General features: G+C 39.7%; 19 protein-coding genes and 1 riboswitch. Of the genes, 13 read left to right on the top strand and 6 right to left on the bottom strand.

Going from position 1 to position 19219, the window contains the following annotated elements; all coding sequences use genetic code 11:
• Positions 1 to 10 precede the first annotated feature (10 nt).
• Together J8L73_RS04640 and recQ are read right to left on the bottom strand one after the other, a co-directional pair.
• Entirely contained in the window at positions 11 to 295 is a 285-nt protein-coding gene (locus J8L73_RS04640) for a DUF3630 family protein (RefSeq protein WP_210998890.1), read from the bottom strand.
• Between the two features lie 6 nt (positions 296 to 301).
• Entirely contained in the window at positions 302 to 2125 is a 1824-nt protein-coding gene (gene recQ / locus J8L73_RS04635) for a DNA helicase RecQ (RefSeq protein ID WP_211015093.1), read from the bottom strand.
• Between the two features lie 134 nt (positions 2126 to 2259).
• Between recQ and J8L73_RS04630 the strand changes: the two genes are divergently transcribed.
• Together J8L73_RS04630 and rarD are read left to right on the top strand one after the other, a co-directional pair.
• Positions 2260 to 2715, top strand: a complete 456-nt coding sequence (locus J8L73_RS04630; RefSeq protein WP_211015091.1) for a thioesterase family protein — start codon at positions 2260 to 2262, stop codon at positions 2713 to 2715.
• 129 nt (positions 2716 to 2844) lie between these two features.
• Positions 2845 to 3762, top strand: a complete 918-nt coding sequence (gene rarD, locus J8L73_RS04625; protein ID WP_211015089.1) for an EamA family transporter RarD — start codon at positions 2845 to 2847, stop codon at positions 3760 to 3762.
• 15 nt (positions 3763 to 3777) lie between these two features.
• On the opposite strand, the gene J8L73_RS04620 is transcribed toward rarD, so the two are convergent.
• Together J8L73_RS04620 and J8L73_RS04615 are read right to left on the bottom strand one after the other, a co-directional pair.
• Entirely contained in the window at positions 3778 to 5013 is a 1236-nt protein-coding gene (locus J8L73_RS04620) for a diguanylate cyclase (protein WP_210998894.1), read from the bottom strand.
• An 87-nt stretch (positions 5014 to 5100) separates the two neighbouring features.
• A complete protein-coding gene (locus tag J8L73_RS04615; RefSeq protein ID WP_211015087.1) occupies positions 5101 to 5475 on the bottom strand; it encodes a DUF413 domain-containing protein in 375 nt (124 codons plus the stop codon).
• A 91-nt stretch (positions 5476 to 5566) separates the two neighbouring features.
• On the opposite strand from J8L73_RS04615, the gene J8L73_RS04610 reads away from it, so the two are divergent.
• The 8 genes from J8L73_RS04610 (at position 5567) to ung (ending at position 13305) form a co-directional block, all read left to right on the top strand.
• Positions 5567 to 6418 (top strand): LysR family transcriptional regulator, encoded by an 852-nt coding sequence (locus J8L73_RS04610; RefSeq protein WP_210998896.1) that lies wholly within the window; start codon positions 5567 to 5569, stop codon positions 6416 to 6418.
• 183 nt (positions 6419 to 6601) lie between these two features.
• Positions 6602 to 7534 carry a porin gene (locus tag J8L73_RS04605; RefSeq protein ID WP_210998897.1) on the top strand — a complete coding sequence of 311 codons (933 nt, stop codon included), beginning with the start codon at positions 6602 to 6604 and terminating at the stop codon, positions 7532 to 7534.
• A 56-nt stretch (positions 7535 to 7590) separates the two neighbouring features.
• Positions 7591 to 7726: riboswitch (cobalamin riboswitch) on the top strand.
• 163 nt (positions 7727 to 7889) lie between these two features.
• Positions 7890 to 8702 carry an ABC transporter ATP-binding protein gene (locus J8L73_RS04600; RefSeq protein ID WP_211015085.1) on the top strand — a complete coding sequence of 271 codons (813 nt, stop codon included), beginning with the start codon at positions 7890 to 7892 and terminating at the stop codon, positions 8700 to 8702.
• Between the two features lies 1 nt (position 8703).
• The gene (locus J8L73_RS04595) at positions 8704 to 9708 is read left to right on the top strand and encodes an iron ABC transporter permease (protein ID WP_211015083.1); all 1005 of its coding nucleotides are present in this window, start codon (positions 8704 to 8706) and stop codon (positions 9706 to 9708) included.
• A gap of 4 nt (positions 9709 to 9712) precedes the next feature.
• Positions 9713 to 11197 (top strand): cobyric acid synthase, encoded by a 1485-nt coding sequence (locus J8L73_RS04590; RefSeq protein WP_211015081.1) that lies wholly within the window; start codon positions 9713 to 9715, stop codon positions 11195 to 11197.
• A complete protein-coding gene (gene cobO / locus J8L73_RS04585; protein WP_211015078.1) occupies positions 11187 to 11786 on the top strand; it encodes a cob(I)yrinic acid a,c-diamide adenosyltransferase in 600 nt (199 codons plus the stop codon). The genes J8L73_RS04590 and cobO overlap by 11 nt, the downstream gene beginning before the upstream one ends.
• Positions 11786 to 12646 carry a cobalamin-binding protein gene (locus J8L73_RS04580; RefSeq protein WP_211015076.1) on the top strand — a complete coding sequence of 287 codons (861 nt, stop codon included), beginning with the start codon at positions 11786 to 11788 and terminating at the stop codon, positions 12644 to 12646. The genes cobO and J8L73_RS04580 overlap by 1 nt, the downstream gene beginning before the upstream one ends.
• Positions 12643 to 13305, top strand: coding sequence for a uracil-DNA glycosylase (ung, locus tag J8L73_RS04575; RefSeq protein ID WP_211015075.1), 663 nt, complete (start codon positions 12643 to 12645; stop codon positions 13303 to 13305). Before J8L73_RS04580 ends, ung begins: the two co-directional genes overlap by 4 nt.
• Before the next feature lie 67 nt (positions 13306 to 13372).
• Here the strand turns inward: ung and J8L73_RS04570 are convergent, their stop codons facing one another.
• Positions 13373 to 13561, bottom strand: a complete 189-nt coding sequence (locus J8L73_RS04570; RefSeq protein ID WP_210998904.1) for a DUF3545 family protein — start codon at positions 13559 to 13561, stop codon at positions 13373 to 13375.
• A gap of 190 nt (positions 13562 to 13751) precedes the next feature.
• Positions 13752 to 14702 carry a transaldolase gene (gene tal / locus J8L73_RS04565; protein ID WP_211015073.1) on the bottom strand — a complete coding sequence of 317 codons (951 nt, stop codon included), beginning with the start codon at positions 14700 to 14702 and terminating at the stop codon, positions 13752 to 13754.
• Positions 14703 to 14927: 225 nt separating this feature from the next.
• Between tal and yaaA the strand changes: the two genes are divergently transcribed.
• From yaaA to J8L73_RS04550, 3 genes are all read left to right on the top strand, one after another.
• Positions 14928 to 15707: a peroxide stress protein YaaA gene (gene yaaA / locus J8L73_RS04560; protein ID WP_211015071.1), complete on the top strand. Its 780-nt coding sequence runs from the start codon at positions 14928 to 14930 to the stop codon at positions 15705 to 15707.
• 123 nt (positions 15708 to 15830) lie between these two features.
• Complete coding sequence (locus tag J8L73_RS04555) at positions 15831 to 16754, top strand: mechanosensitive ion channel family protein (RefSeq protein ID WP_211015069.1); 924 nt, start codon at positions 15831 to 15833, stop codon at positions 16752 to 16754.
• 495 nt (positions 16755 to 17249) lie between these two features.
• Positions 17250 to 19214, top strand: a complete 1965-nt coding sequence (locus J8L73_RS04550; RefSeq protein WP_210998908.1) for a methyl-accepting chemotaxis protein — start codon at positions 17250 to 17252, stop codon at positions 19212 to 19214.
• Positions 19215 to 19219 lie beyond the last annotated feature (5 nt).

Raw genomic sequence — 19219 nt, 5'->3', positions numbered from 1 at the left:
GAGTGCAGTTTTAGCTTAAATAAAAGGCAAGGGCTGCCAATAAGTGCTCGGCCTCTAGACCTTCACCGTTAATCCAAATACTTTCGCTATAGTGTTCAAAGTTTAAATTAAAAGTATGTTGTTGGTAGTTAAAACGTACTTGATGACGGTCCGCACCACCAGAATATTCGTTGATTGTTATTTCATCTGAATGTAAAAATAAAGTGCTCCACAACTCAAAGTCTTCATCGTGTGGTGGCTCTGTTGGATTAACAATTATGCATTTATGGGCGTGATCGTATTCTATTTGGGTCATAGTGTTTTAATTGGTCGCTAGGTAATTGCGAATTGCAGTTAAAAATTCGCCGCCATACTTGTTTAACTTAGTAAAGCCAACTCCCGACACTTTTAAAAATTCGCTGTCGTTAGTAGGCATTAGCTGCGCCATTTCGGCTAACGTTTTGTCGTTAAATACAACATAAGGCGGTACATCGTCTGCATCAGCGAGTTCTTTACGTAGGGCACGTAAGCGGGCAAACAGTTTTTTATCGTAATTAAATTGGGCTAGCTTATCTTGGTATACGTGTTTAGCTTGCAGGCGAGGTTCAGCCATTTGCAAAGCATATTCACTCTTTAAAATAGCGCGTGCTGCTTCGGTTAAACGCAGTGACGCACCTTGGGTTATATCTTGGCTTAGTAAACCCTGATGAATAAGCTGGCGTAAAATACTGAGCCAAAATTCACTGCTTTTATCTTTACCTATGCCGTAAGTACTTAATTCGTGGTGGTTGTTATCGCGTATGCGGCTTGTATTAGCCCCGCGTAATAACTCAACAATATAACCTAAACCAAAGCGCTGCCCGGCCCTGTATACACACGAAAGCGCTTGTTGGGCTACTAAGGTCCCATCAAAGCTTTTTGGTGGATTTATGCAAATATCGCAGTTACCGCATTGCTCGCGCTTGTATTCACTAAAGTAGTTAAGGAGTATTTGGCGCCTGCAGGTTTGTGCCTCTGCAAAACTTGCCATAGCGTTAAAGCGTTGTTCCTCTACGCGGCGGCGTTGCTCATCGTCTATATCTTCAAAAAAGCGCCTAACACGGCCAATATCGGCCGGATCAAAATACATTATGGCTTCTGCGGCTAAGCCGTCACGACCAGCACGCCCGGTTTCTTGATAATAGGCTTCTATGCTTTTAGGGATATCGTAATGCAGCACAAAGCGCACGTTAGGTTTATTTATTCCCATACCAAACGCAACGGTCGCGACCACTATTTGAATGTCGTCACGGGCAAAGCCGGTTTGTACAAATTGGCGTTGCTCGTTACTCATACCCGCATGATAGGCGGCGGCATTGAGGCCTGCATCGGCAAGCTTTTCGGCAATGTCGTCAACGCGTTTGCGGCTGGTGCAGTAAATAATACCACTTTGATTTTTTTGCTCTTTTAAATAGCGCAGTAGTTGCGCCATAGGCTTAAATTTTTCTTCTATTGTGTAGCGAATATTAGGCCTGTCGAAGCTGCCAGTATGGATATAGGGCTGTTGTAGTTTTAATTGTTCAACTATATCAAAGCGAGTGGCTTTATCGGCTGTGGCAGTAAGCGCCATCATCGGTACATGAGAAAAACGTTGTTTAAGCTCGTTTAATCTAAAGTAATGGGGCCTAAAGTCGTGCCCCCAATGGGATACACAGTGCGCTTCGTCTATGGCAAAGAGGCTTACATTTAGGTGCGATAAGCGCTCTAAAAAGTCACGTTGCAATACTTTTTCAGGGGCTACGTATAATAGTTTAATTAATCCCTGATGGAGCTGTTGATACACTAATTGCTGTTCTTCTCGCCCTAAGCTGTTATTTACATAAGCAGCTTTAACACCCAATGCTTGTAATTGTGTAACCTGATCTTGCATTAACGATATAAGTGGAGATATAACAATAGTAACGCCATCAAGTACTAAAGCCGGAACTTGGTAGCACACTGATTTACCACCGCCTGTAGGCAGCAATACCAGAGAATCTTTACCGCTAATAGCCGCATCAATCACTGTTTTCTGGCCATCGCGGAATTCGCTGTAGCCAAACACTTGTTTGAGAACAGTTTCGGGTTTGCGCACTAGAGTGCTAGAAGGTTGCGTTAATGTAGTCATCGGCGGGTATTTTAGTGTTTTTTTTATAAGATGTCTTTAGCTTAAAGGTAAATGATTTGATCAGAGTCTCGTAGTTTTGATCAAGTTATGTTTTACTCATCGTACCAGTGTTGATTTAAACATAGAGAATAATAATGAATAAAGAAATGTTAATTGAACAAGTAGGCGCGAGGTTTGTAAGTGGTATGCCATTTAACCAGTTTTTAAACATATCAGTGGAGTCGCTAAGCCCTGAACAAGCTCAAATAAGCTTTCCTTGGCAGGATGTGTTTGTTGGTAACCCTGCGCAAAAAATTCTTCACGGTGGAATTATTTCAGCCGTACTTGATAATGTCGGCGGTATGCTCGCTGCAGCCAGCGTGATAGACAAACTAACCAATATAGATATGCCAAGTGTGCAGCAAAAGCTTGCCACATTAGGCACTATTGATTTACGCACCGACTATTTACGCCCAGGCAAAGGGGAGAACTTTATAGCGAGTGCCACACTTATTCGTTCAGGTAATAAAGTATGTGTGTGCAGAATGGAGCTGCATAATGAAAAGTCAGTACAAATAGCTTTTGGCACAGGTACGTATTTAGTAGGGTAAAGCAACTAATTAAGTACTGCTAAATAAAAAGCTTTGCCTTGCGTTTAGGTTTACTCGCCTCAAAATACATCACTTAATAGTGCGAATTGGTATAAACTGTCGGCCCTTTAGTATGAGTAAGTTGTATTTATGTCGATGGAAAACGAGCAGCGTAAAGGCGGTATTTTTGCCTGTTTAGCCTTTTTAATGTGGGGCTTAGCACCGATTTATTTTAAGCAAATTCAACATGTTTCTGCTTTTGAGATTTTAACTCACCGCGTTGTCTGGTCGGTCGTATTTTTAGTACTTGTAGTGAGTGTGCTTAGATATTGGGATAAGGTTAAGCGCATTGTTGTTCAGCCAAAAATTATGCTTATGTTGGTTATAACGTCTTCTATATTAGGCTTTAACTGGGGCTTATTTATTTGGGCCGTTAATAACAACCACATGCTTGACGCCAGTTTAGGTTACTACATAAACCCGCTGCTTAATGTGTTACTAGGTATGCTGTTTTTAGGTGAGCGGTTGCGAAAACTACAAGGGTTTGCGGTATTTTTAGCATTTGCTGGCGTGGTACTACAACTTGTTAGCTTTGGCTCGTTTCCTGTGGTGGCGTTTTCACTGGCTACCTCATTCGCTATTTATGGCTTGTTACGTAAAAAATTACCAGTTGAAGCACTTCCTGGTATTTTACTCGAAGCACTGATTTTACTGCCTGTCGCGTTAATTTATTGGTGGGTAATGGCTCCTACAGCAACCTCGGATTTGGTAGTAAATGATTGGCATACAAATGTATTGCTAATTAGTGCTGGTATTATTACCACATTGCCACTGCTTTGCTTTACTGGCGCTGCTAAACGCTTGCAGTACACAACACTGGGCTTTTTCCAATACATAGGGCCAAGCTTAATGTTTATGCTAGCGGTGGTATTTTATGATGAAGTGTTTGATGCCGAACGGGTGATTACGTTTGCCTGTATTTGGAGCGCTTTGGCTATATTTACGTGGGATTCTTATCATCAATCACGTAAACGTAAAAAAGCGGCCATAACAGCCGCTGAAGTATAAAGTAGTAAGTTAGGTTTAATTTACTACTTTGTTACGGCCGGTTTCTTTAGCATCGTATAGCTTTAAATCGGCCAGCTTTAATAATTCATCAATTTGATAGATTGGGCCATACTCAAAGCCAATTGAAATAGTAAACTTAATCTTAGCGCTACTAAATTCATGGCTATTGGCTTCTATAAAATACCTAAACCCTTCAAGGCGTTTAAGTGCTTCTTGTTTGTCTACACCTTTAAAGTAAACCGCAAACTCCTCGCCACCCAAACGTGCTACTAAGTGCTTTTTAAAGTACTTTTTAAAACAAATAGAAAGCCCTTTTAATACCTCGTCGCCTGTGTCGTGCCCGTGTGTATCATTAATCGACTTAAAGTGGTCAATATCAAGCATAGCGAGGGCGCCATTGCCTTTGGCATCTTTAATTTGTTTTAGTGACTTTTCGGCTTCCTCAAAGAAATAGCGGCGATTAGGTAAGCCTGTAAGGTAATCTGTATTAGCTTGGCGCTTAATAGTGGCTATTTGCTCTAGCATGTCGACGTTTTGACTAAGGCGGCAGTAAAACTCCTCACTATTAAAAGGTTTATGCAGATAATCGTTTGCGCCATTTTTCAAAAATAAGCTAGAAAGCACAGAGGAGTCTGCTCCAGAAATCCCTATAATCGCTTTTTCATCATTGCTATATAACCTACGAATTTGTATACATAATTCGTCACCGTTCATATTTGGCATTTCGTTATCGGTAATTATTACCGTGATATCAGGTGAATCTTCGAGCATTTTAAGTGCTTCAATACCATCTTTAGCTTCTATTGTTTGGTACTTGTGACGAACAAGTAGGCTGCAAATATAACGGCGAGTTGAGGTTGAATCGTCAACCACGAGCACTTTTACGCTTTCGTTACGGGGAAGGCGCATTAATTGTTTTTCTAGGTATTGATAAGCTTGTTTATTTTCTTTGGTTATGTAATCAATTATGGGGTACTTTTCTACCGTGTCGCGTGTTTGCTGATCGATATTGCCAGTCATTACTATGGTAGGAATTTCAGCTGCTATAGTACAAGGTACTGCTTCACCTTTTGGTGCGTCAGGCAAAATAAAATCTACTACAGCACAAAAATAAGTGCTTTTACTCAACAACTCTTTGGCTTGAGCTAACGACTCAGCTATATCAACTTCGTAGCCAGACTTTAGCGCAATGTGCTTTTGCACTCGCGCTATAGTCGGCGTATCTTCAATTATTAATATTTTTCGCGTCACGTAGCTACCTTGTTTAATATTTTGCAAAAGTATTTGCTAATACAAGTTGTAACTGCTAAAACGCAAAAAAGCAAATAACTTAGTGGCTTACAAGCTATCTGCTTCTGAATAATATTCTTGGCTAATGGGGGCTGGACCCGATATTTTAGAGCGACCAAATAATGTGTGGAATTTAGATTTACAGGTTGTAAGTTTTAAGTATTTAACCCAAGCACGCTCAATCGGGTTTGTTGGCTCTAAAGAACCGGTTACCACAGCTACAAATTGTTTTTGATGCTCATTTTGTGGCGCTATAGTTTTAGAGTATAGACCTTTTAAAATCACCCCATGTTGCTCTAGTATGCTTGCTTCTAACAAGGTGAAGTTTCCGCTGCGGCTAAAGCCACGTGGAAAGTTTTGATCATCATAAAATTGACGTTGGCTAACAAATGCTTGGCGTAGTAGTGAAATATTATTGCTCATAACTTTATCCTCATACCCTATTAATTAGTTGGAGTATGATGCAAGTTTGGTAATTTATTAAACAAATTATTTTTATCGTGAGGATAAAAAATTGGATATAGATTTATTAAAAACATTTGTAGAAGTCGTGCGTACTCGCCACTTTGGTAAAGCAGCCGAGAACCTTTATATAACACAATCTGCGGTCAGTTTTAGGATTCGCCAGCTCGAGCAAGGGCTTGGTGTTAATTTATTTATACGCCAACGAAATAATATTCAATTAACGGCACCCGGTGAGCGTTTATTACCTCATGCAAAAATGATTATTACGGGCATGCAGCGCGCAAAAGTAGATGTGGCGTTGGCTGATAATATGCACAAACAAATAAGTTTGGCTGGCACACCAAATATATGGGATGCATTTTTACAGTTTGGTATTACTAATATAGTGTCGGCGATGCCTGGGGTGTCGCTTGTAGCAGAGGTTAAAGCGCAGCAAGAAAGTACGCGACTACTTTTAGAGCGCACACTCGATTTAGCTATTTTGTTTGATCCGCCAAAGGTAGACGAACTAGTGGTTGAGCGTATATGTGAGTTACCTATTATTCCAGTGAGTGGCTACGATACTGCAACAAACGAAAACTTTTTTGATAACCAGTATGTATATGTTGATTGGGGTACGACGTTTTCGCTTTGGCATGCTCGTCAATTTACGGGGAATACCCCACCTTATTTTAGAACGAGTACTGGGCGTATTGCGCTTGATTTAATATTACAATGTGGTGGCAGTGCCTTTATACCTCAGGTACTTGTGCAAGATCATCTTGATAAGGGTGAGCTGTTTCATGTTAAAGATGTAGAAAATACCTCAAGAGGCATTTTTGTAGCCTATCATAGAGACAATGAACAAAAGGAATTAATAGAAACCTTAATAAACTTACTACCTAAAGTTGAGCTAACTTAATAGGTATTTTTTATTTGGTACTAAGTACCCAATGACTGTTCATGTACTTTTAATTTCATAAACAATGCAGTTTCATTAACTTTAAAAGACAAAAATATTTCATTTGTAATATTTTTGTCATTTATTGGTGCCAAACTGCACCTGTTTTAAAAATTAGTCTTTTGTGATTATCGAGGAAATAACATGAAATTTGTAAAATCGAGCTTATGTGTCGCTTTATTAAGTGGTTTGTCTTTTAATGCGCTCGCAGGCGTTGATGTTTACGGTAAAGCGAATGTGACTGTGCAGTCGTCTGATGATGGTGAAGGGTCTTTCACTGAAATTAAAAGTAACGCATCTCGCTTTGGTCTAAAAGGTTCTGAAAAAATAACAGATGGCCTAGAAGCGGTTTATAAGTTTGAGTTTCAAGTAGACGTGTCTGATGCTGACTCAAAAGGTGATAACGACGATAATATTTCTGCTCGTAACCAATATGTGGGCTTAAAAGGCGCATATGGTCAGGTAGTTGTGGGTCGCAACGATACAGCCCTTAAACAATCACAAGGCAAATTAGATTTATTTAACGACCTTGAAGGCGATATTAAAAACGTATTTAAAGGTGAAAACCGTTTAGGTGATTCAATTACTTATACATCTAAAACATACGAAGGCTTTAAGTTACTTGCTACTTTTATTGCTGAAGATGACGTAGATGCAGATAACGGTTACTCATTAGCGGTTACTTATGGCGATGTAGCACTTAAAAAGAGCGCTATTTATGCGTCAGTTGCAGCCGATAGCGAAGTAAATGGCTACGATGTTGTACGTGCGTCAATCCAAGGTAAAGTTGAAAACTTTAAACTAGGTGCAATGTACCAAACGCAAGAAACTGTAGATGGCAGTGCAGAAGCGGATGGTTACTTATTAAATGCAGCTTACAGCATGGGTAAAAACACCTTCAAAGTACAGTACCAAGCAATGGACTTTGACGATAGCGATGATAAAACAGCGGTATCGGTAGGTGTTGATCACAAGTTGAACAAAAACATTAAAGTGTTTGGTTTTTACTCAAGCTTCGACATGGACAACAACGTTGACCAAGATTATGTAGGTTTAGGTATGGAATACAAGTTTTAACTATTCGCTAAATTAGTTAAAACACTCCCTTTTTAACCGCGCTCCTTTGAGCGCGGTTTTTTTTGCTTTAAATTCTTTAGCCGCCCATAATAGACCCTCATTTGGAATGAGGTGCAAACCCTCAACTATTCCCGTAACTGTAATTAGCATAAAGCTTTAAGTCAGATACAAATGAGTAATACCAATCAGCATAAATATTTGAGCATTTAACGAATTAAATTTTATCGCTTAATAGTTTTTGTATCTAAGCAGATCGGTAAAAATTTTTTAACGAGCGGGTTTACTCATTTTTTTTAATGCACTAGGTATTGTTAGTTGTATTGTTAGTGGGTAGGCGCCTACCAAGGACTCACTGTTGCACACTAAATTAGCGCCAAACACACCTTTACTTAACGTTAATAATGTTTCGTGGGGGATTGCCAATAAAAACATTTTAAATAATATTAATTTGCAAATATCGCCAGGTAAGTTTGTGGGCTTAATAGGCCCAAATGGCGCAGGTAAGTCGAGTTTGCTTCGTTGCTTATATCGTTTTAATCAGCCAACATCAGGGCAGATTACTTTTAATAATCACGATATTTGGCAACTTAAAAGTGAAGATTATGCAAAGCAAGTTGCTGTGGTACTCCAAGAAACGCCTTCGCAATTTAACCTAAGTGTATTTGATGTTATTGCTCTTGGGTTTACTCCTCATAAATCGATATTCAGTTCAGTTACCAGCAGCGATAAACAAAAAATCATCCAAGCTATCAACACTGTAGGGTTGGCAGATCATAGTGATCAAAGTTTCGAATCGCTCTCTGGCGGCGAAAAGCAGCGCGCTTTAATAGCTCGCGCTATTGTGCAGCAGCCTCAGTTATTAATTATGGACGAACCAACCAGCCATTTAGATGTTAAATACCAAATACAAGTTATGGAGTTGGCTAAATCGCTCGGGGTAACGGTGTTTGCATCGTTTCATGATTTAAACCTAGCTGCAGCAATGTGTGACGAACTAGTCGTTATTAAAAACGGTGAAATTACGCATTCGGGTACGCCAACGCAGGTATTAACCGAAAATATGCTAGACGACGTTTTTGGTGTGTGTGCTCAAGTCAATAGCCATCCACAACTATCGAAATCAGGAAATAGCATTCCGCACATCACTTACTTTTATGGTTATGAATGATATGAGCGCAGTTAATACTCGCCACTCACTTGCGTTATTTATAAGTATTTTAGCTGCGTTATTTAGCTTATTTGCAGCACTTAGTTTTGGCGCAGCAGATACTTCCCTTGAGGATGTGCTAACTAGTTTTTTACTGTCAAATGATGCATCCCTCAATACGCGTATTATTTACGAGCTGAGAATGCCGCGTACCTTACTTGCATTTATGGCAGGCGCAGGATTAGCAATTGCAGGGCTTATTTTACAAACTGTTACGCGTAATCCACTCGCCGATCCGTATTTATTCGGTATATCATCGGGGGCTTCGTTTGGTGTGGTAGTGCTTATGGCTGTTACAGGTATTAGCGCTGGTTTTATGTTATCTACTGCGGCGCTTTTAGGTAGTTTGGCTGCAATGAGTTTATTAATACTTATAGCCAGTAGGCAGCAAAGTGCTCAAGTTGAGTCTATGTTGTTGGCAGGTGTTGCATTGTCGTTTTTATTTAGCGCATTTACTAGCTTATTACTTTATTGGAGCGATCCCCAGGCTGTTGCGGCTATTTTGTTTTGGACGCTAGGTAGCTTTGCACGTGCGCAATGGGCAACGCTTTGGTTGCCGTTAGTCGTTATTGTTGTGTGTATTGGTTTTTTGCTGAGCTTTAGAAGGCAGCTTAATGCCATGCTATTGGGCGATGAAAGCGCCATAACGCTAGGTGTACGGGTACATCGATTTAGAATTTTAATGCTTGTTTTAAGTTCGTTAATAACCGCAGTGCTGGTGGCAATGTGTGGTGGTATAGGCTTTGTAGGTTTAATGGTACCGCATATTGTGCGCTTTTTTATATCACAAGGTAGTGTAGCTGGCCTATTAGTGACTAGCTTAGTTGGCGGCACGTTTATGGTGTGGGTTGATGTGTTTTCACGCTCATTATTAAAAAACCAAGAGCTACCTGTCGGTGTTATTACTGCTGCAATAGGTAGTGTGTTTTTTTTAAGCTTATTGTTTTTTAGAAAATCGAAGGTGTAGTCCAATGAAAACCCTAATGGTTCAAGGCACTACATCAGATGCGGGTAAGAGCACGTTAGTAGCGGCGCTTTGCAGAGTGTTTGCAAAGCGAGGAGTAAATGTTGCCCCGTTTAAGCCACAAAATATGGCACTTAATAGTGCAGTAACTAAAGATGGCGGCGAAATTGGCCGTGCCCAGGCTCTTCAAGCAATTGCTGCAAAGGTAGAGCCAGAAATAGACTTTAACCCCATATTACTTAAGCCTAATAGCGACACTGGCGCACAAGTTATTATTCATGGCAAAGCTATTAGTAATATGGAAGCGGGCAAATATCACGACTATAAAAAAGTGGCAATGGATGCCGTGCTTACCTCGCATAACCGCTTAGCTAAACGCTTTAATTTATTACTGGTTGAAGGTGCTGGTAGCCCGGCTGAAATTAATTTACGTGAAAACGATATAGCAAATATGGGATACGCAGAAGCAGTAGATTGCCCGGTCATTATCATTGCTGATATTGACAAAGGCGGCGTGTTTGCACACTTAGTGGGTACATTAGCGCTACTAAGCGAATCAGAACAAGCGCGCGTAAAAGGGTTTGTGATAAACCGCTTTAGGGGTGATATAAGCTTATTGCAAAGCGGGCTTGATTGGCTTGAACAATACACAAATAAGCCCGTGCTTGGTGTACTTCCGTATTTGCACGATTTAGCCCTTGATGCTGAAGATGCCGTTGCGATAGATAACAAAGTGACGAGTGCCACCATTAATATTGCAGTACTTTTATTGCCTCATATTAGTAACCATACCGACTTTGATGCACTGCGTTTGCATCCCAATATTAATATAACGTATGTACGCCACACGCAAACGATCCCAGCAGTTGATCTGATCATTGTACCGGGTAGTAAAAATGTGCTTGGGGATTTAACCTTTTTAAAAAGCGAAGGTTGGGATACACAAATAAAGCAACACTTACGCTATGGTGGCAAAGTACTTGGTATTTGTGGAGGGATGCAAATGTTAGGCAATACAATCAACGATCCAGATGGAGTTGAGTCGTCATTAAAGCAAATAACGGGGCTTGCCCTGTGCGATTTTGAAACCACATTGAGCACGCAAAAAGTACTCTCTAAATTATCAGCGACGATGCAGTTAAATGATTTACAAACACCGTGCAGCGGCTACGAAATACATGCAGGTATTAGTAAAGGCACAGCGCTTAATAAGCCATTTTTAACTTTTAATGACCATCCTAATGGGTTTGTAAACGATGGCTTTATTAGTGATGACAATGCTATAGCAGGTACTTACTTACATGGTTTATTTGATGAAGCAAACGCCACATCGCAAATTTTAAACTGGGTAAAACCAGAGGCCACAATAAAGCCAATTAGTATTGTCCAGCACCGCGAACAGCAATTAGAACGCTTAGCAACTATGTGCGAGGCGCACTTAAACATACAACAAATTATATCGATTTATGAAGGGCACAATAATGACAGATAAAAGCAACGATAAGCACCAGCAGCGCCAGCAAAAAGTAAAAGAGCAAGTCGATGCGCGTGTTGCTGCTGCGCAAGATGTAAAAGGTATATTCCAAGTAATTACAGGAAATGGTAAAGGTAAATCAACCTCGGGCTTTGGGGTGGTAGCGCGCTGTGTTGGTCATGGTAAAAAAGCCGCAGTATGTCAGTTTATTAAAGGTACGTGGGAATGTGGCGAGCGTAATTTATTGCAAGGTGCAGGCGTTGAATTTGCAGTAATGAATACTGGGTTTACATGGGATACGCAAAACAAAGAGGCCGACACTGCTGCTGCCCAAGCAACGTGGCAAGAATCTAAACGTATGCTTGCAGATAGCAGTATTGATTTAGTATTACTTGATGAACTTACGTACATGGTGACCTACGGTTACATCGACCTAGACGAAGTGGTCAGTGCGCTTAATAACCGCCCACTTATGCAGTCGGTTATTATTACCGGTCGTGCAGCACATCGCACTTTAACCGAGCTTGCAGACACAGTAAGTGAAGTACGTAATGTAAAACATGCGTTCGACTCAGGAATAAAAGCACTAGAAGGGTTTGATTACTAATGTACAAAGCGCTTTTAGTTGGGCTTGGGCTATGCTGCTTATTAGGCAATGCAGTTGCAAATGAAGTAACAAATCCTAGAGAAATACGTGTAGTGGCACTTGCGCCGCATATAGTAGAAAACCTGTTCGCTATAGGCGCGGGGAGTAATATTGTCGGCACCGTTGATTACGCCGATTACCCTGCTGAGGCTAAGAGTATTGAGCGCATTGGTGGTTACTATGGTATTTCCCTTGAAAAATTATTAGCGCTAAAACCTGATTTAGTAATTGGTTGGAAAAGTGGTAATCAAAGTGAAGATTTAGAACAAATTAAACGCCTAGGTATAAAAGTACATTTAAGTGATCCCAAAAAAATAGAAGAAGTTGCAAACGAGCTGATTACTTTTGGTAAATTTACTGGGCGTATTGAGCAAAGCGAGCAAGTAGCAAACGCATTTATTACTAAGCTTAAAAGAATTAAAAAACAGCAGCAAAGCAAAAAAATATTAACTGGTTTTTATCAACTATGGCCAGAGCCAATGATGACGGTAAGTAAAAACACATGGATAAACCAGCTTATTGAAACGTGTCATGTAAGTAATGTGTTTGCACAAAGCGATACCGACTACCCGCAGATTAGTATCGAAAATGTTGTTGTGACTAAGCCGCAAATTATTATTACCCCAGATGAAAAATCAAAAACACCACAACCGGTCGTCGATTGGCAAAAATGGCCAGAAGTACCTGCGGTTAAAAATAAACATTTTATTAGTGTAAATGCTGATTTATTACATCGTTTTTCGCCGCGTATGCTCGATGGGCTTGCTGATATGTGTGATAAAATAGATGCATCACGCAAACAAATTAAGAGCACACAATGAGCGATTGGTCAGGCTTTTTACAAAGCGAATTACAGCAGCCCTATATGCTGCAAACCTTAGATTATGTCACTAAGCGCAGAGAAGAAGGCGTTGCAGTTTATCCGCCAAAGCAGCAAGTATTTAACGCTTTTGATGCTACAGAACTTAAAAATATCCGCGTTGTTATTTTAGGGCAAGACCCGTATCACGGCGAAGGGCAAGCACATGGCTTGTGTTTTTCGGTATTGCCTGAGGTTAAAAAACTGCCACCGTCGCTTAAAAATATGTATAAAGAGTTAGCTACCGACATTGCTGGTTTTACTATTCCAGAACACGGTTACCTGCAAAGTTGGGCAGAGCAAGGTGTGTTTTTACTTAATACTGTACTTACTGTTGAGCAAGGGCAAGCGCATTCTCATAAGCACTTAGGCTGGGAGCAGTTTACAGATAATGTAATTGCGCATATAAACGAGCACTGCGAAGGCGTGGTATTTATTTTATGGGGTGCACACGCACAAAAAAAAGGTAAAAGTATTAACAGTGCACGCCATCATATTTTAAAAGGACCGCACCCTTCGCCGCTTTCGGCGCATCGTGGCTTTTTTGGCTGTAAGCACTTTTCAAAAACAAATGAGTTATTACAATCACAAGGTAATGAACCCATTAATTGGCAGGTTTAACTAAAAGCAACGCATTAAAAAGGCTTTCATATAGTGAAAGCCTTTTTGCTTAGTTGGTTGTAAAGGATTAAAAGTCTAGCTCGTCAATTGAAATGCTGTCTGTTAAGTAATCGTATTCTTCTAGTTCTTTACGTAAACGGTGTTTGTCTTTTATTGCTTCTATTTCCCGCCACTTCCTTTTTTTATTTTTCTGAGAGGTTTTCCGTGTTGTATCAGGACCTTCTAATATCTCTAATATATCGTTTAGGCTATCCATGTACTTCTCCTATTGATTTTATTGACCTCAAGAATACCTATACCACAGGCCTAGCTAAAATAGAATAAAAAAGTGACAGTAATGTTGCAAATATGTGATCGCTTGATGAAGGTTTATACAGGTCTTATATTATTTTAGGCATAAAAAAACGTCGCAATTGCGACGTTTTTTAAAGTACGTTTTAAACCAATTACATTGCTTTAAAACGTGCTTCTAGTTGTTCTTGTGCATCAGCAAAAGAGCGAATACCTTCTGCTAGCTTTTCAGTTGCCATTGCATCTTGATTATGTAACCAACGGAACTGAGCCTCTGTAAGCGGTTCAGGTTTTGGCTCTTTAGGAATATCTGTCTCTAATAGGTATTCCTCTGCGCCTTCTAAATTACCTAAATCTTCTAAAAGGTTAGGGCTAATAGTTAGCTTGTCACAACCTGTAAGGGCAATAATTTCGCCCGTGTTACGAAAGCTTGCGCCCATAACAACGGTTTTATAATCATGACGTTTGTAAAATTCAAAAATGCTGCGAACCGACTGAACACCAGGATCTTGTAATGGATCAGTTGGTTTTTCCATACCGTTAGCAACGTGCCAATCTAAAATACGGCCAACAAATGGTGAGATTAAAAATACGTTTGCATCGGCACATGCGCGAGCTTGGGCATCGCTAAATAATAAAGTAAGGTTACATTTAGTCCCTTCTTTTTCTAGCTGCTCAGCGGCTTTAATGCCTTCCCACGTAGACGCAACTTTAATTAAAATCTTGTCTTTGCTTACGCCTTCTTTTTCGTAAAGGCTAAGTAGCGTATGGGCTTTGTCAATTGTAGCTTGAGTATTAAACGATAGACGAGCATCTACTTCTGTAGAAATGTAACCCGGTACAATTTCACTAATTTCTTTACCAAGCAATACTGCAAAGTAATCACATGCAAGTTCTAATTGTTTAGCTGCATCTTGCTCGGTTTCTTTTGAATAGCTCCAAGCTTTATCAAGGTAAGGCTTATAAGCTTCAATCTCGCTCGCTTTTAACAAAAGCGATGGGTTTGTTGTTGCATCTTCTGGTTGATGCTTTTTGATCGCTTCAATATCGCCAGTGTCGGCTACGATAGATGAATGTTGTTTGAGCCTTTGTAGAGCTGAAGTCATTTGCTTTCCTCATTCCAAGCAAGTTAAAAGAAAATCTAAACACCCTTAATATATACAATCCATACTGCAACAGTGTGACAATGCTTGATAGGTCTTATGTCCTTATCAATAGAATAACGGCGATGTATGAGTTATTTAAGGGAGGATTTATTTAAACAAAACGTGCTTTTCGTTTCATTTAATGTTGAAATTGACATTAAATAAATTACAAGTCAATAGCTAACTATGATCACTGTTATTTCACCAGCAAAAAATCTTGATTACGACACGCCACCCGCAACAGACAAGTTCACTCAGCCTGAATTACTAGAGCACAGCGAAGAGCTCATGAAAGTATGCCGAGAACTAACACCAGCGCAAATTGGCAGCCTAATGAAAATTAGCGATAAGCTCTCTGGGCTTAACGCAGCGCGCTTTAGTGAATGGTCGCAGCCGTTTACACAAAGTAATGCTAAACAAGCAGTACTTGCCTTTAACGGCGATGTTTACGGTGGTTTAAATGCCGCCACACTTACCGCGAGTAACCTAGAGTACGCACAAAGCCATTTACGTATTCTTTCTGGTTTATATGGGTTATTAAAACCACTTGATTTAATGCAAGCTTACCGCCTAGAAATGGGTACCAAGCTTGAAAACCCTCGTGGTAAAAATTTGTATGAGTTTTGGGGTAGTATTATTGCTAACAAGCTAAACGAAGTAACAAAAGCACAAGACGCACAATACCTCGTTAACCTTGCCTCAAACGAATACTTTAAAGCGGTAGATAAAAAAGCGCTTAATGCACAAGTTATCACGCCACATTTTAAAGACTGCAAAAATGGTCAGTATAAAGTTATTAGTTTTTACGCTAAAAAAGCACGCGGCATGATGGCCCGTTATATTATAGAAAACCAAATAACGCAGCTCAGCCAATTAAAAGAGTTTACTGTTGCGGGTTATTACTTTAGCCCCGAGGCAACAACTAAAGATCTTGAACCAGTATTTATGCGCGACGAGCAAAACTAACGGGTTTATCTTACGCCTTATAATTACAAAAAAGCCATGCATTGCATGGCTTTTTTTATGCTGGCGCTAAACTTGCAAACATTGTCTAAAATTAACTAACGACTAACAAGCAGGTACAGCATTATGATGAATATGCCAACCGTTGGCGAAGCCGAAAAACTGATAGAAGAAAAACTTGGTGGCTGGTTTGATGTAGTAATAAGTCACATTCCTAATTTTATTGTCGCTATTGTTATCGCACTCGTATTTTCTATATTAGCGCGCTATGCCGGTAAGTTGATGAAAAACGTATTGCGCCGCTCGCTCGACTCAACACAAATAGCTGACTTAATGGCTTCTATATTTAAAGTTATTGTACTTTGTATTGGCTTATTTATAGCGCTCGATTTTGTTGGGCTAAAGGGCACTGTTACCTCGCTACTTGCCGGTGCCGGTATTGTGGGTTTAGCTATTGGTTTTGCATTTCAAGACATGACCGAAAATCTAATAGCCGGTATAGCGATGGGAATACGCAAACCATTTAAAGCGGGTGATGTAATTGAAACCGACGATGTTTTCGGTTCAATACATTCTATAAACCTGCGTAACACGCTAATAGAGAGCTTTTACGGGCAGCTAATACTCGTACCAAATAAAGTCTTATTTAGAAATATACTAAAAAATTACACCACGTTAGGCGTTAGGCGCATAGAAGTACCGGTCGGCATTTCGTATGGCGACGATATTGAAAAGGCCAAAGACGTTATAGTCGATAAAATTAACGAATTTGACTTTGTTATACGCAAAGACGAAACCGCTGTATACGCAGAAGGTTTTGGCGACAGCAGCATTAACTTGTTGGTGTGGTTTTGGATTAAATACCCAGGCGAGCCTGATTTTATGACGGTACGCCACAAAGGTGTTGTTGCCGTTAAGCAAGCACTAGACGAGGCTGATATTAGTATTCCTTTTCCAATTCGTACTTTAGATTTTGGTATTAAAGGCGGCGAAAAACTCGATGCCATGATAGGTGATCATATGAAACCTTCATCTCAGGGTAAGGGTTAAGCTCTGTATTTTGGAAGTTATTAAGTACAGCGTAGTATTTATCACCGAAGCTAAGAATATAGGCTTAAAGCATGTGAGATACACCCGTCAATCCAAGTTATGGTTCATAGCTCAGTTCTGAACAAAAATAGGTGTGTATCTCATGATTTGAGGGCTAATTAATTGAATTGAATTTACAGTGCGCGTTTGTAAGCTTGACAGGTAAGGTGAGAAAAAATTACTGTTCTATGCATAAATTTTACATTTTTATACAATATATCCAGCGTAAATATAGCTATTTTGGTGATAAGAGCAGTACCTGTTTGGTTATTTTATTTACTACAGCTTTCTCCTGCATGTATTTAAACCAATAACAACTAAATTTCAATTAAATAAATCAATTTTAACAATTAAACTACATAAAGCCCCCTTTGAATCAAACTTGTTTACATGTGTGTTTCTGTTTTGGTAACATTTAAAGCTAACTTTTTGAATTTAACGAGCAAACACATTTTCATGCACCATAATAATTTAGTCCAGACGGTAGGTCATTGGACACTTAAAACAAAGCTCACCTTGCTTTTTTTATGCGTGGGTATTTTACCAGCTATTATTTCCACAGTGGTACTTACACTGAACTCTAAAGTGAATACTGAGTACAATGTGTCTCAGTCACTTAAAGCTATTAACCATATAAAACTTGCGCAAATAGAAGGTTACTTTGAGAAAAAAGAAGCTGATATTAAAATGTTAGCGCATATAGTACCTCAGCTTGAGCCAAGCCAATATGATGACTTTTTCACGCGTTATATTAAAGAGTACAGATACTATGATATTTTTATAATTAATAAAGCGGGTCTAATTTATTATACTCAAGCTAAAGAGTCTGATTATCGTACCAATATTCTCCATGGTGAGTATTCGACGTCTAACTTAGGTGATTTAATCAAACAGGTAAAACGCTCAAATAGATTCGAAATTGTCGATTATCAGCCTTATGCCCCAAGTAATTATGAACCAGCTGCATTCATTGCTATGCCAATTCCTAATAGTGATGAAATAGTTGCATTACAGCTCTCTAGTGATGACATTAACGAAATTATGTCTTTACGCGAAGGGATGGGCGAAACTGGTGAGAGTTACCTTGTGGGTGAAGATAAACTGATGCGTTCAGATTCATATTTAGACCCTATAGGGCATTCATTGAAGGCCAGCTTTGCTGGTAACGTAACAGACAATGGTGCCGATACAGAGGCGGTTAGTTATGCATTGAATGGTCAAAATGGCGTAAAAGTAATCGTAGATTATAACGGTAATAATGTATTATCCGCTTACAATAGTATTAATGTCGGCCGATTTAAATGGGCGGTTCTTAGCGAAATAGATGAAGCTGAGGCTTTTAGTTTAGTTGAAAAAACCATACTTGTAAGTGCCTTATTAATAGGTATCACTATGATTGTCGTGGTTGCGATCGGATTTTTATGTTCACAAAAGATAGCTAACCCTATCATTATAGCTTCGCGATTTGCAGATCGTATTGCAACAGGCAACCTGAGTGAAAATATAGAAGTAAATCGCCATGACGAAGTAGGTATGCTTCAAGAAGCTTTGCATACTATGCTTAAGAATTTACGAAATATTATCAGTGAGTTGAGTGATGTTGCGGCGCAGCAAGGTAGTACGGCAACTGAGCTTGCATCTTTAACTGAGCAGACAAGCCAATCTGTTAATGAACAACAAGCTCAAACCATCCAAGTCTCCACAGCAAGCACGCAAATGAGTTCTACTATTAAAGAGATCGCTTCCACTACAGCAAGTGCTTCCCTGGTATGTGAAGACATAAAAAAAATGGCAAGAGAGAGCGCTGAAAATAATGAAAATACATACAATGCACTTATTGAACTTGGTGATGCAACGCGCACGACTGCAGGTGAGGTAAGTAACTTACGCGAAAATTCTGAGAAAATAGTGGACGTGCTAGGCGTAATAAAATCAATTGCAGATCAAACAAATTTATTAGCGCTAAATGCAGCCATCGAGGCTGCAAGAGCTGGTGAGCAAGGAAGAGGGTTTGCAGTCGTTGCTGATGAAGTGCGTAGCTTGGCAAAATCAACGCAGGAATCTACCAGAGAAATTGAGGTGATTATTGATGCTGTATTAACCAGCAGTAATGCTGCGGTTGACACGATGGCTACTAACGTTGAGCAAACAATGTTAGTGAAAGACGTCGCAAGTAAAGCAAATGAAATAAATAGAGACGTAGCAAAAGAAGTTGATGGTATTTTCGACATGGTAGTGCAAATTGCCACGGCCACAGAAGAGCAAACGACGACCATAGACGAAATAGCCCGAAATATTGAGGGTATAAACACAGGGATTTCCGAGACGGAACAAGCAGTGAAACACATTGCGGACTCAAGTGTGGAACTTTCTACAATAGCTAATAGGTTACACGACAAAACACGAAAATTTATATTGTAATAAAG

The organism is Pseudoalteromonas sp. MMG006 (assembly GCF_018101025.1).
Taxonomy (GTDB): Bacteria; Pseudomonadota; Gammaproteobacteria; order Enterobacterales; family Alteromonadaceae; genus Pseudoalteromonas.
Note: the sequence above shows the minus strand (reverse complement) of the source record. Positions and strands in the feature narration are given on the sequence as shown.